The organism is Pseudoalteromonas sp. APM04 (assembly GCF_022809815.1).
Taxonomy (GTDB): domain Bacteria; phylum Pseudomonadota; class Gammaproteobacteria; order Enterobacterales; family Alteromonadaceae; genus Pseudoalteromonas; species Pseudoalteromonas marina.
Window position 1 is genome coordinate 3,130,631 of record NZ_CP094441.1, and the last position, 14,390, is coordinate 3,145,020.

11 protein-coding genes are annotated in these 14,390 nt (G+C 40.0%); 2 read left to right on the plus strand and 9 right to left on the minus strand.

Annotated elements, in window-relative coordinates; genetic code table 11:
- Positions 1-12 precede the first annotated feature (12 nt).
- A complete protein-coding gene (locus MTP24_RS14475) occupies positions 13-2,220 on the plus strand; it encodes an EAL domain-containing protein (RefSeq protein WP_243531878.1) in 2,208 nt (735 codons plus the stop codon).
- Between the two features lie 58 nt (positions 2,221-2,278).
- Here MTP24_RS14475 and MTP24_RS14480 read toward each other — a convergent pair whose 3' ends face one another.
- Together MTP24_RS14480 and proB are read right to left on the minus strand one after the other, a co-directional pair.
- On the minus strand, positions 2,279-3,526 hold the full coding sequence (locus tag MTP24_RS14480; protein WP_008128245.1) for a glutamate-5-semialdehyde dehydrogenase: 1,248 nt from the start codon (positions 3,524-3,526) through the stop codon (positions 2,279-2,281).
- Positions 3,523-4,629, minus strand: a complete 1,107-nt coding sequence (proB, locus tag MTP24_RS14485; RefSeq protein ID WP_006791232.1) for a glutamate 5-kinase — start codon at positions 4,627-4,629, stop codon at positions 3,523-3,525. Before proB ends, MTP24_RS14480 begins: the two co-directional genes overlap by 4 nt.
- Before the next feature lie 820 nt (positions 4,630-5,449).
- Between proB and MTP24_RS14490 the strand changes: the two genes are divergently transcribed.
- Complete coding sequence (locus MTP24_RS14490; protein ID WP_008128242.1) at positions 5,450-7,291, plus strand: sodium:proton antiporter; 1,842 nt, start codon at positions 5,450-5,452, stop codon at positions 7,289-7,291.
- Positions 7,292-7,391: 100 nt separating this feature from the next.
- On the opposite strand, the gene MTP24_RS14495 is transcribed toward MTP24_RS14490, so the two are convergent.
- From MTP24_RS14495 to miaA, 7 genes are all read right to left on the minus strand, one after another.
- Positions 7,392-8,030 (minus strand): tetratricopeptide repeat protein, encoded by a 639-nt coding sequence (locus MTP24_RS14495; protein ID WP_058429617.1) that lies wholly within the window; start codon positions 8,028-8,030, stop codon positions 7,392-7,394.
- Positions 8,031-8,141: 111 nt separating this feature from the next.
- Positions 8,142-9,455 carry an adenylosuccinate synthase gene (locus tag MTP24_RS14500; RefSeq protein ID WP_008128387.1) on the minus strand — a complete coding sequence of 438 codons (1,314 nt, stop codon included), beginning with the start codon at positions 9,453-9,455 and terminating at the stop codon, positions 8,142-8,144.
- Positions 9,456-9,666: 211 nt separating this feature from the next.
- Positions 9,667-10,545 carry a protease modulator HflC gene (gene hflC, locus MTP24_RS14505; protein WP_006791238.1) on the minus strand — a complete coding sequence of 293 codons (879 nt, stop codon included), beginning with the start codon at positions 10,543-10,545 and terminating at the stop codon, positions 9,667-9,669.
- A gap of 14 nt (positions 10,546-10,559) precedes the next feature.
- On the minus strand, positions 10,560-11,720 hold the full coding sequence (hflK, locus tag MTP24_RS14510) for an FtsH protease activity modulator HflK (RefSeq protein WP_006791239.1): 1,161 nt from the start codon (positions 11,718-11,720) through the stop codon (positions 10,560-10,562).
- A 100-nt stretch (positions 11,721-11,820) separates the two neighbouring features.
- Positions 11,821-13,110 carry a ribosome rescue GTPase HflX gene (gene hflX / locus MTP24_RS14515; RefSeq protein ID WP_008128385.1) on the minus strand — a complete coding sequence of 430 codons (1,290 nt, stop codon included), beginning with the start codon at positions 13,108-13,110 and terminating at the stop codon, positions 11,821-11,823.
- Positions 13,111-13,125: 15 nt separating this feature from the next.
- Positions 13,126-13,389: an RNA chaperone Hfq gene (gene hfq / locus MTP24_RS14520; RefSeq protein WP_006791241.1), complete on the minus strand. Its 264-nt coding sequence runs from the start codon at positions 13,387-13,389 to the stop codon at positions 13,126-13,128.
- Between the two features lie 81 nt (positions 13,390-13,470).
- On the minus strand, positions 13,471-14,388 hold the full coding sequence (gene miaA, locus MTP24_RS14525; RefSeq protein ID WP_008128382.1) for a tRNA (adenosine(37)-N6)-dimethylallyltransferase MiaA: 918 nt from the start codon (positions 14,386-14,388) through the stop codon (positions 13,471-13,473).
- Between the last annotated feature and the right edge of the window lie 2 nt (positions 14,389-14,390).

Here is a 14,390-nt window from a genome sequence, read left to right on the forward strand (position 1 = left end):
AAAGGATTAACAGTGCATTTAACTCATTCCACCATAAATAAAAGTGAACAAAAAGCGCAGCGACAAAAGCCTTTAATTCTAATTGTTGATGACGAACCAAGTAACTTACATATTTTGGTAGAAGGGCTTTCAACCGACTACGATGTTCGAATATCGACAAGTGGAGAGCAAGCTCTAACGTTTATTGAGTCTACCCGTCCAGATTTAATTTTACTCGACATAATGATGCCGGGAATGAATGGTTATGAAGTGTGCACTATACTAAAAGGGAAACCCAAAACAAAAGGCATTCCCATCATCTTTGTTACGGCGCTTACAGAGGAAGAGTCAGAAGAAAAAGGCTTTGCTATGGGCGCCATAGACTATATTCACAAGCCTTATAAATTAGCCTTAGTCAGAGCTCGCATTCGTACACATATAACAGCACAAGGTATGCTAGACCGATTAATAGAGAAAAACTTTGACCTACATGACAAGCTGCTTGAAATAGAATCTTTAGCAATGGAGCTGGATGTTAGAGAAAAAGAATTAAAGCAGTTATCATCTAAACATCAACTCTTTTTTCACGCACTAACGAGTACAGCTGACGGTGTTGTGATAACTAACAGTACAGGCAAAATAATCGCGGTTAATCCTTCTTTTTGCCGCATCACGGGTTACGATGAAGCTAATTCGTTAAATATGCATATTCACGATATCAAACAAAATAACCAGCCAAATATAAACTTTGAACAAGTATGGCAACACGCAAGTGAAGCCGGCTACTGGAGTGGTGAGTTAGTTACCCGACGCAAAAGTGGTGAGTTATACCCTGAATTGCTAACGTTGAGCCTTGTAAAAAATGAACACGATACCAACGATCACTACATCGGGGTATTTAGCGATATATCAAGCCTAAAAGTGACCCAGGAGCGAATAGATTACTTAACTTGGCATGACGAATTAACCGCCCTACCTAACCGTAACAGCTTCTTAAAGCAGTTAGAGCAGCAATTACAAAGCTGTTCCACTGACAAAAATTTTGCCTATATTTTTATTATCGATGTAGATGGGTTTCACTCATTTAATGATGGAATGGGCCTGCTAGCCGGTGACCATGTCCTAAAAGAACTAACTAAGCGTATCCATACAAATACTGATAATAATGATATTATTGCTCGCTTGGGAAGCGATGCCTTTGCAACGTTGTCTGTCCTAGATAAAGGCATTGGCAGAGCAAGAGCTCAAATTATTGCAGAGAAAAAAGCACAAGAAATTCTTACATCCGTAAGACTGCCTTTTTTTGTTGATTTAAAGGAAGTTAGCCTAACAGTAAGTATTGGTATGTACATATTCCCGCAACATGGGCAATGGGAAAGCGCTATCGAGACTATCAGAAACTGTGAAGCTGCCTGCTATAAAGCAAAAGAGAAAGGGGGCAACCGAGTTACATTTTTTGACACCTCATTTGGTGAACAAGCAAAAAGACGTTTCGAAATTGAGCAAGACCTACGTAAAGCAATCGCTTATAACGAGTTATCACTTCATTTACAGTCTCAATATGATAGTGATCAAATTTTAAAAGGAGCTGAGGTTTTACTTCGTTGGCAACACACGACAAAAGGCTTTATTAGCCCCAGTGAGTTTATTTCTATTGCGGAAGAGTCTGACGTTATTTATGACTTAGATTGCTGGGTATGTGAAAATGCCTTAAAAACATTAGCTAAGATTAATCAAACACACCCTCACTTAAGTTTATCAATAAACATAAGTGGTCGACATTTCCATGAGCCACGCTTTTTAGCCTTTTTAGTTGAACAGCTAACAATTAATAATGTTATTGCGTCGCAACTCACTATAGAGATTATTGAAGGTACGCTACTAAATAATATGGACTCTGCTATTGAAGCTGTGCATAACCTCAAAAAGTTGGGTGTAAAAGTATCAATTGATGATTTTGGAACTGGCTATTCAAGCCTCACATATTTAAAGCAATTACCAATTCAAGAGCTTAAAATAGACCGTTCTTTTGTGCTCGAAGCGCCAACAAATAAAAATGACAAACTAATAATAGATATGATTGTGAGTTTGGGACATTTATTTGAATTAGACGTTGTTGCAGAGGGTGTCGAAAACCAATCACACTTCGATTTACTACAGGAATACCCGGAGGTGATACTACAGGGTTATCACTTGCATAAACCTGAGCCAGTAAACGATTGGCTAGCTAAATTAAAGTGATTTTTATCAAAAATAAAAAGCCGAGCTATGCTCGGCTTTTGTAAAATTAATATAAAATTTATTCGCGAACTTGGCCTTCGCCATTCACTAAATATTTTTCTGTTGTGAGTGATTCAAGCCCCATAGGACCATACGCATGAAGCTTAGATGTAGCAATGCCAATCTCTGCACCCAATCCTAACTGTGAACCATCAGAAAAACGAGACGATGCATTCACCATCACAACTGACGCATCTACACTACGTTGAAATAACTCAGCTGCGGCTTGGTTTTTAGTACAAATCACTTCTGTGTGATTTGAGCCAAATTGAGCAATATGCTCAACAGCGGCTGAAAATGTAGGCACTACGCGTATCGCGATTTCTAAGTCTAGGTATTCTTCACCAAACTCATCATCAGCTAAAACAGTTGCATTATCGAAGTATTTGGCAGCAAAGCTATCAGCATTGATCTTTACACCTTCTTGACGAAGTACTACCGCACATAAATTTAGGAACTCATCTGCGATATCTTCGTGTACAACCAAACCTTCAAGTGCATTACATACACCCGTTCGTTGTGTTTTACCATTAAGTAATAAATTAATCGCAACCTCTAGATCTGCGTCTTTATCGACATACAAATGACATACGCCTTTGTAATGCTGAATAACAGGAATGGTACTGTTCTCGGTAACAAAGTTAATCAACCCTTCACCGCCGCGAGGAATGATTAAATCGATGCTATCACGTTGCTGCATCAACTCCATAAGAAGTGCACGATCGGGATCTGGAATAACCGAGATTAATGAAACGGGTAAGTTGTGCTTTTCAAGTACACTGTGCATTACACTGGCAATCGCTTGTGAGCTTTTAAGCGCCTCTTTACCACCGCGTAAAATAACGCCATTACCCGATTTAAAACACAAAGCACCAGCGTCTGCGGTCACGTTAGGGCGTGCTTCATAAATCATACAAACAACACCAAGTGGTACGCGCATTTTACGAATTTTAATACCATTAGGTCGTTCCGTGATTTCACGAAGCTGACCCACTGGATCATCCAGGCTGACTATAACTTCTATCCCTTCAGCCATCGATTCTATGCGTTCATCGTTCAGAGTTAGACGATCAACCATTGCCGCAGGCAAATTGTTGTCGCGCGCAGCGCTTAAATCACTTTCGTTTTCTTGAATTATAAATGCTTTTTGCTCTCTTAATGCCGCAGCCATTTCTGTTAACACTTGGTTTTTTGTCTCGGTGTCGAGTAAAGCAAGTGTATTTGCAGCTTTAGCTGCCTGACGCGAAATATCCGTAATTAAACTCATGACTTCTCCAATAATGCGATATCTTTTTCTGAAATAACAGGTCCAATAGAATCCTGCATTTTTTCACTAAATTCACTTTGTTCGTTGTCTGCAATGAAATTCAACAAACAACTACTGTAATTTGCGGTCGCTTTAGCTAAACGCGTACCATCTTCACTTCTAACAAGTATGGTGTCGCCAATTGCAAACTCACCATGTACTTCAACAATTTCATCGCCGCGAATTATGCCTGTTTCACCTTCGATTGATTCATCAAATGTTCCATCTACCACAACTTCACCTTGCTCATTCGCAGTGTGTGTCATCCAATGCACAGAATCTTGCATTGGTTTTTCGTATGGTAAAAATATTGTTCCAGGGTTGTCACCCTCTAATAAACGATTAAATGTCTCTTCTTTAAAACCATTAATTATATATGTTGCGATTCCGTGTGATGTTGCTTTTTCTGCCGCTTCTATTTTAGTTTTCATACCGCCAGTACCTACCGCGCTAGTAGCACATCCTGCCATGGCGTAAATAGAATCATCAATTGATTTTATTTCAGGTAATAAAACAGCGTCGTCATGAAGATTTGGGTTTTTATCGTATAAACCATCTACGTCTGAAAAAATCAGTAAAGCGTCTGCATCAGCGGCTGCTGCAACCATTGCTGATAAATTATCGTTATCACCTACTTTAAGGTCATCGGTAGTTACCGCATCATTTTCATTAATGATAGGTAAAACACCATGCTCTAATAATGTAAACACAGTTTCACGAATACTTTGATAACGCTCTCGGTCGCGCAAATCACCATGAGTTAGCAAAAGCTGGGCAGATGGAAAATCAAAAAAGCGGTCCCACATAGCAATCATTTCAGTTTGACCTGCGGCGGCCATTGCTTTTTTTAATACAACTGAACGGGGTTGGTCCGAAGGGAATAGGTGCGAACCTGCCGCAACAGAACCTGATGAAACTAAAATGACCTCAATGCCGCGAGCACGACAACGAACAATAAACTGTGCGATAGTAAGTATGTAACGAGAACGACAACCGTCTTGATCTGGAGCAATAAGTGCGCTACCTACTTTTAAAACAATGCGTCGCCAATTTAACTTTTGCATAAGTCTTCTACTTTCCATTTTATCTGTGCTCAGTGTTAATGAGCTAAACTAAATAGCTACCAATATATGTAGCTTCGAATTTGTGTTTTTTGGCAACACTTTTAAACACACACAAGAAAGCCAAAATCTAAAAGCAAGGCTTTAAGATATAAAAAGCAGATACCTTGCAATGAAAGTAATGCCTATAAGAAAGTTTAAAAAGTGTTGTTTATGCATCGCTGTAAAAAGCCTTGGTGACTTTTTTATTAACAACATACATAGAGCCTCTAAAGTCTGGTACACCAACAGATAGGGTGAAGACTAAAGGACCGAGATTTAACCGCCACGATGGGGGTTAAACATTGAAAGATATCAATTCAACTCAAACTTTAAATGCTTGAGATAAACCGTATCAAGTAATTAAATAAATTATATTTTAGACGTTCAAATACTGAACTAGCTTCTAAATAACGATTATACCTAGCAAATATGACCGTAACATTAACGACGAATTTATTTCCCAGATAATTTAATTAGATACCTAATTATTCGAACTCGAAGTATAATACGCTAAATTAGGTCGTAAGATCAAGGCTAAAATTCAAACGACCACATTGAAAAGCGTTTAGTAACAAACTTTTTTACTTTCAAATCATGAAGATAGAAGGTGTTATTGATAATTTATAAAATATTTAGCAACGCTAACCATAATTAATACGTACTAATATTTTGTTAGCGGCTAAAATTAAATAGTAATAGTTGATTTTCCCGTGTATACCCCTTTAATAACAACTAAAATCGTTATACTTTAAATAAAATCATAATAAGGAATTCTTAATCTATGTCAGCAATTTACATAGCCGGTATCGCACTCTGTTCAGTGCTTGCCCAATGGGTAGCGTGGGCATTTAGAGTACCCGCTATTCTTTTTTTATTGCTCACTGGCCTGTTACTTGGGCCATTTAGTGGTGTTTTAGACCCTGATGCACTTTTAGGCGACTTACTCTTCCCTGTCGTATCATTAAGTGTGGCTGTTATTTTATTTGAAGGCGCCCTTACCCTTCACTTTAGGGAGTTAAAGGGAATTGGTAAAGTAGTCAGAAACCTATGCTCCATTGGTATGATTGCAACTTGTGTTGTAATTAGTTTAAGTGCCTATTGGTTACTTGAGCTCAATTGGCGGGTTGCTGCTGTGCTCGGCGCAGTGCTTGTGGTAACAGGCCCGACAGTAATAGCGCCTTTACTAAACTCCATGCGCCCCACACAAGACATAGACCGCATTCTACGCTGGGAAGGGATTGTTATTGACCCTATCGGGGCATTGTTTGCTGTACTGGTATTTGAAGCAGTAATGTTAGTAGGCCAAGGCGAGGTACTAAGCCATACTATTGTGGCTTTAGTTAAAACCGTTGGAGTTGGTCTAACAATAGGGGTAGCAGCAGGCTGGGTTACAACTCAATTAATGCGCCGAGAATGGTTGCCATTTGAATTACACAAGTTTGGTATTTTAGCGCTGGTATTAATTAGTTTTTCTGTATCAAACTACTTAAGCCATGAGTCAGGCTTACTGGCAGTAACGGTATTTGGTATTTGGCTTGCGAATCAAGATGACCTAGAAATAGACTCTGTTTTAGAGTTTAAAGAAGACTTGTCGATGATTCTTATATCAACGCTTTTCATCTTACTCGCAGCCCGTTTGCAGCTTTCCGACTTAATGATGTTAGATAGTGATGTATTTATATTTTTAGCGATTGTGTTATTTGTAGCCCGCCCTTTATGCATTGCTATCTCTACCTTTGGTACCGACTTACCAATTAAATCTCGCTTAGTACTCGCCTGGATTGCACCAAGGGGTATTGTAGCAGCCGCTGTTGGTTCAGTGTTTGCACTTAGCATGATGGAAGCGGGTGTGGCTGATGCAGAAAAAATGGTTCCACTTATTTTTACAGTTATCATTATAACTGTTGTACTACAAAGCCTAACCGCAATCCCTGTGGCTAAGTTACTAGGTGTACGTCAACCATCACCTAATACTATTTTAATTATTGGGGCTAACCATGTGTCACGTGCAATAGGGCGAGGTTTAAAAGAGCAAAATATTCCTGTTCACCTTTCAGATCCTGCTTGGGAAAACTGCAAAATGGCACGTATGGATGGCTTGCCTTGCTATTATGGTAATCCGCAATCAGAGCATGCTGAACGATACTTACCGCTTACAACTATCCGAAGTGTTTTAGCGCTTTCACCAAACAGGCATCACAATGCATTAGGTGTGCAGTATTTTTCACATTTACTCAATGAAAAAAACGTGTTTTCGCTACGCTCATCAACAACACACGCTAAAGCTAATAAAGACAGTGCGACCTTTTTATCGCGTCAAATATTATTTGGGGATGAAGGTTCGTACGCTCGCTTAAGCAGTGTCATTGCTAAAGGTGGAAAAGTAAGTGCTACACGTATTTCAGATGAGTTTAGCTGGGAGCAATACTTAGAAATGAACCCTGAGGCTATCCCTTTATTTATTCTCAAAGGAGATAAAGACAACGATGACGATACACCAGCTAAAGTAACACCATTCACACTTAATATGGACAAACCACCTCAAGAAGGTGAGCGTATTGTTGCACTGCACCCCCCAAAAATGTCGTTATTAAAAGACCCACAACTTAAAGACAAAGAATAAAGTTAATTAAAATAATACTCACAAAAAAGCCCTAATTTTATTAGGGCTTTTTTCTAAATGTACAGCAACTCGCTTAATTAAAGTTTATTCTTGATTAGTATTACATAGGTAACCGAGCGCGCTCTACTACACTATCAGGCATTTTTTGCGCAAGCTTAGTTAGGGCGTTTTCAATTTTTTTATGCGTTGCTTTATCTGCTACCATTGCATTAAACAACCAACGATATGCATCTTCAAAATCCCGTGGGCTACCGTAGCCATCATTAAACAACTTCACTAAACGTAACTGCGCTTTTAAGTTACCTTGTGCAGAAGCTTCCCGTAAATACGTAATAGCCATGGCTTTATCTTGCTGAACTAGCCTTCCGGTATCGTAATAGCGACCTAACTGCTCAAGCGCTGCCGCTAAGCCTTGCTCAGCAGACTTTCTCATGTAATACACGCCTAGCTTTACATTTCGTTCAACACACACATTATAAGCAAGCATATCGCCATATAAAAATTGATAGGATGGCAATGCCATTTTATTGGCTCGCGCTTCAATATCTTGAACTAACTGGCAATCATCTGCCTTTACACGCTGCAAATGCACATTTTTATTTATTAACGCGATAAGCTCTGATTCAGTGTATAGCGGTACTGCAGCAGGTGATTCATCTGCTAACGTATTGGAAGATATAAATAAAGACACTGACACTAAGGGCACAGCTAATAACGAACTTTTTAAAAATAGGCGCATGTTCACCACGTACAAAAATTATCTTACTAAATAATATACAAAGATCGTTCCAAGGTGAATTTTAGACACAAAAAAAGCTGCATTTAGCAGCTTTTTTTATATTTATGGTAATTAAGCAAACGGGTTGCGAAGTACCATCGTTTCTACACGGTCTGGACCTGTAGAAATAATATCAATTGGAACACCAGTAATTTCTTCAATACGCTTGATGTAATCAATTGCAGCTTTCGGTAAGCCTTCAAGTGAAGTTACACCCACAGTATTTTCAGACCAACCCGGCATCTCTTCATATACCGGTGTTACTTTCTCGTAACCTTCAGCAGCTAATGGTGTTACGTTTGTAACAGTGCCATCTTCAAGCTGGTAGCCAGTACAGATTTTCAATGTTTCTAAGCCATCTAAAACATCAAGCTTAGTTAAACAAAAACCTGAAATACTGTTGATTTGAACTGCACGGCGCATTGCCACTGCATCTAACCAACCAGTACGACGAAGACGACCTGTTGTAGCACCAAACTCATGACCTTTGTCACCTAAGTGCTTACCAACTGGGTCTTGCTTATCAAGGCCATCGTAAAGCTCTGTAGGGAAAGGGCCTGAACCAACACGTGTTGTGTACGCTTTGATAATACCTAACACGTAGTCAAGGTTTAGTGGACCAAAACCAGCACCAGTTGCAACGCCACCAGCGGTCGTGTTTGACGAAGTTACATAAGGATAAGTACCGTGATCAATATCAAGTAATGTACCTTGCGCACCTTCAAATAAAATGTGCTCACCTGCTAAACGTGTTTGGTCTAAAAGCTCAGTTACATCTACAACCATTGCTTTTAAGATATCTGCAACAGCCATTGCATCATCAAACGTTTTTTGGAAATCTACAGCGTCTACTTTGTAGTAATTAACTAATGTGAAGTTATGGTACTCAAGAACTTCTTTTAGTTTAGCTGCAAATAATTCAGGATTAAATAAGTCACCTACGCGTAAACCGCGACGTGCTACTTTATCTTCGTACGCAGGACCAATGCCACGGCCAGTTGTGCCAATTGGCTTGTCGCCACGAGCTGTTTCGCGGGCTACATCTAATGCAACATGGAAAGGCAAAATTAGCGGACATGCTTCACTTATTAAAAGACGTTCGCGTACTGGTACGCCACGCTCTTCAAGCATGCCAATTTCTTTCATTAGCGCTTCTGGTGATAAAACAACACCATTACCAATCACACATTTAACATTGTCACGTAATACACCCGATGGAATAAGGTGTAGAACCGTCTTTTTACCTTCGATAACTAAAGTATGACCTGCATTGTGGCCACCTTGATAACGAACTACTAAAGATGCTTTGTCCGTAAGGAGGTCAACTACCTTACCCTTACCTTCGTCACCCCATTGGGTGCCTAATACAACAACGTTTTTACCCATTGTAAATTCACTTAGAGAAAATTAGGACGAGATTTTACCAGAAAACCCAAGCAAAGATCACCCCTGTTCAGCTTATTTTTTCTGCGAAGAATTATTAAATTAAAATATGAGTAAATAACCACATATATAACAGTGATTTAAAGTTGTAGATTGTATTCAACAAAAAGCCCCGCAAGTGCGGGGCTTTAAAATTTAAAAGTATAAATATAGTCTACTGCGCTTTAGCGCCTTTCATATATTGGAAGAAGTCACTGTCTGGTGAAAGCACCATCACGTCTTGCTTACCTTTAAACGTTTTCTTATACGCTTCTAAAGAACGTACAAAGCTGAAAAACTCTGGATCTTTATTATATGCATTTGCATAAATAGCAGCAGCATCTGCATCACCTTGACCACGTACTGAGCGTGAGTTACGTTCAGCGTCTGCAAGCATAACTGTCACTCGACGGTCAACGCTAGCACGAATAGTCTCCGCTTTTTCCTGACCTTCAGAGCGGTGCTCTTTAGCAACGGCAGTACGCTCAGCACGCATACGTTGATAAATCGAACTACTTACTTCTTGAGGCAAATTAATTTGCTTAACACGTACGTCTAGCACTTCAATACCTAACTCGCGGGCACTTTCAGATGCTTGAACTAATGCTTCTTCCATAAGCTCACTACGCTCACCCGATACAATTTCACGAATTGTGCGTGTACCAAAGTTAGTACGAAGTCCGTTATTAACCTTTTGCTCAAGTAACGTTTCAGCATATTGCTTGTCGCCACGTGCACGTAAGTAAAAAGCACTAAAGTCGTTAACACGCCATTTAACAAACGAATCAACAATTAAGTCTTTCTTCTCACTTGTCACAAAACGATCCGGTGTTCCATCTAGCGTTTGAATACGTGCATCAATACGACGTACTTGGCTAAAAAATGGGACTTTCAAATGCAAACCTGGGCCATAAACAACCGCTTGATCATCGTCATCTTTTTGTACTTTACTGAACAATAGCACAATTGCTTTTTGCCCTTCAGGTACAACAAATACCGATGAGAAAGACATCACAATGGCAACTAGTAGTATTACTAAACTAAAATTTTTCATTATGCTTATCTCCCCTAGTTAAAGCGATCGTTGTTAAAGCGGTCGTTGCTGCTATTAACGGTGCTGTTACGTGATGTATTTACTTTGTTTCTTAAGTCTTGAATGTCACTTGAGCTTGGTAACGCAACACGTGTTGCAGTGCCTTGCTTTTCCATGATTTTATCAAGAGGTAAGTACATCATGTTATTACCACCCTTCACATCAACCAACACCTTAGAACTGCTACCTAACACTTCTTCCATTGCATCAATGTATAAACGTTCACGCGTTACTTCTTTAGCCGCTAAATACTCAGGTAATAGCTTTTCAAAACGAGCAACCTCACCTTGCGCTTCCAGTGTAATACGCTCTTGGTAACCTTCAGCTTCTTGTGTCATACGTGTTACTTGACCACGTGCACGCGGTTCAATTTCACGCGCATACGCTTCTGCTTCACGGATGAAACGCTCTTCATCTTCTTGTGCTGCAATCGCATCATCAAACGCATCTTTAACTTCAGTAGGTGGGCGAGAATCTTTAAAGTTAACATCAGTAACAATTAAACCAAGATTGTATGGTTCGATTACCTTGTTAAGCTCATCCCATGTGTTTTGACGCACTTCTTCACGGCCGTTCGTTAAAACTTGGTCCATTTTTGCATGACCCACAACATAACGCAGTGCACTGTCTAGCGCTTCTTCTAAACTGCTATCAGCATTTGTTACGCTAAACTTATAAAGGTATGGGTCAATAACACGGTATTGCACCTGAAACTCAACACTTACCACGTTTTCATCTTCAGTAAGCATAAAGCCAGACGCCGACAGTGAACGAACGGCTTCGATATCAACTGGGATAACCGTTTCAATAAACGTCATTTTCCAACGCAGGCCTGGTTCAGCAATTCGGTCATATTTACCAAACTGCAAAACAACACCACGTTCGGCTTCTTTAACCGTATAAATACCACTTAACGCCCACACAATAGCGGCGATAATGAGGATAAATGAAATACCGGCTCCGCCAAGTCCGCCACCGCTTCCATTGCCGGATTTTTTACCGCCAAATAAGCCGCCGAACTTGTTACTAAACTTACGGAACACCTCGTCTAAATCAGGTGGGCCTTGATCACGTCCGCCTTTATTGTTCCACGGATCTTTGTCATTGCCATTATTACCCGGTTCATTCCAGGCCATAGCTATACTCCATTGTTATCTAAATAAATTAGGAAATTGTGTTAAATCTATCAAATCTACTGCGTTTCTCATACAAAAACCGACATTTAAACGTCAATTTTTAATCTTGGTTGATAAAACCAACAATTTCAGGACCAAATTCTTTAATTAAGCGATTCCATTCAACCATTGGCATTCTTACATCTAGTAGCCAATTGCCTTGTTCATCAAATCGCTCTTCATGCACCGCATTTAAGCTAAAAAGTGAAGCCCTTAAACGCCCGTATAATGGGGTTAATAAAAGCGTTTCACTAAACATTTTTTTAGCAAGCAATTCGCTAATGGCTTCGCTTAGTAATTCACACCCTTCACCCGTTTGTGCAGACAACCATACTCTTATAGGTTGACCTTCACTATCTCGATCAATACGCGGAGCAACATTATCAAGCGCATCAATTTTATTATAAATTAATAGCTGTGGAACGTCATCGGCTTCAATTTCTTTAAGCACCGATTGCACTTGTTCAATATTTTCTTTAATCCGCGAATCAGCAGCATCAATTACGTGTAACTGCAAATCGGCTTCACGTGTTTCGGTCAATGTTGCTTTAAATGCAGCCACTAAATCGTGAGGCAAATGACGGATAAAACCCACGGTATCGGCTAAAATCACTTGGCCAACATCACCCAACTCCAGTTTACGCAGTGTTGGGTCAAGCGTCGCAAAAAGCTGATCGGCAGCATAGACCTCAGAATCTGTAATACGATTAAATAATGTAGATTTACCCGCATTAGTGTAACCCACTAATGACACCGTTGGAATTTCATTACGGTTACGCGCGCGTCTACCCTGCTCACGCTGGACTGCCACTTTTTGTAGTCGTGCACGAATACTTTGAATACGTACGCGCAGTAAACGCCTATCGGTCTCTAATTGAGTTTCACCAGGCCCACGTAAACCAATACCACCCTTTTGACGCTCAAGGTGAGTCCAACCTCGGATCAGCCGAGTAGACATATGACGAAGTTGTGCCAATTCAACCTGCAATTTACCCTCATGGGTACGTGCACGTTGGGCAAAAATATCAAGAATAAGGGTCGTTCTATCAAGCACACGGCACTGACAAACGCGCTCTAAGTTGCGTTCTTGTGACGGTCTGAGTTGATGATTAAAAATAACGACATCTGCATTGTGGATTTTGACAATCTCAGCTATTTCTTCTGCTTTACCGGTACCGACGAATAGTTTCGGATGTGGTGCTTGACGGCTGCCTTGCACAACCGCCAAACTACTAACACCAGCAGAAGATACCAACATCTCTAATTCATGAAGATCTTCACGATCCCCTTCTTTAGGTAAGTCGATATGAACTAAAATTGCCTGTTCGCCGGATTCATAGCGGTCAAACAAGCATTACGCTCCTAATTAAAAGTTTCCAGCTTCTGGTTCTTCAGTGTCATCGCTCCCTTGAACACCTTGGAAGTTGACTGCGCGAGCAGGTACAACTGTTGAAATTGCGTGTTTGTAAACCATTTGATTTACCGTGTTTTCAAGTAAAATAACAAATTGATCAAATGACTGGATTTTACCTTGTAATTTTATGCCATTAACCAAAAAGATTGATACCGGAATGCGCTCACGACGTAGTGCATTCAAAAATGGGTCTTGTAACGATTGGCCTTTTGCCATGTTATTCTTCCTTCGTTCTAGGTGTTATTATAATTAAGTGGCTGAACTCATTTAATAAAGCTAAATCATATCCAACTACTACTAGCTTAGCGAACTTACTACATGATGCAAGTTTTCTTCATCGCCGGTTGTTAACCAAGTAACATCAGGCCAACTTCTCAACCAAGTTAATTGACGTTTAGCCAATTGCCGGGTTGCTGCGATACCTCGAAACACCATTTCATCATGACTTACTTCACCCGCAAGGTAATCCCACATCTGTCTATAGCCCACACAACGAATAGAAGGCATATTGTGATGTAAATCTTTACGTAGATATAAGGCCGAAACTTCATTTTCAAACCCCTGATCTATCATTATTTTAAACCTTTCTTCAATTCGTTGATGTAATTCACTTCGCTCTTGCGGCGCGATGGCAAATTGATGAAAAGTATACGGTAAAGGTGGCTGCTTTTGCTTTTGCAGTTCAGTCATTGTTTTACCGGTTAATCGATATACCTCCAGCGCACGGTTAATTCTTTGCGAGTCGTTTTCACTCATTTTTTGTGCCGCTTGTGGATCTATTTTTACGAGTTCTTGATACAAGTGTGGCCAGCCAAACTCACTAGCCTCTGCTTCAAGTTGAGCCCTTATAGCTGGGTCTGCCTCAGGCAGAGGCGATAAACCGTCAATAAGTGCCTTGAAGTACAGCATTGTACCTCCAACTAATACAGGTACTTTACCTTGTTGATGAAATTCATCAATTTTTTTTATTGCATCACGTCTAAAATCTGCAACTGAATACGTTTCACTCGGGTCAAGCAGATCAATAAGATGATGTGGAGCGCGAGCCAATTCTTCTGAATCAGGTTTCGCAGTGCCAATGTCCATACCTTTATACACTAATGCTGAATCGACGCTGATTATCTCTGTATTTAAATGCTCGCACAAAGAAATAGCCAATGCTGTTTTACCTGCAGCAGTGGGACCCATTAAAAATATAACTGGTAATTGACTCAACA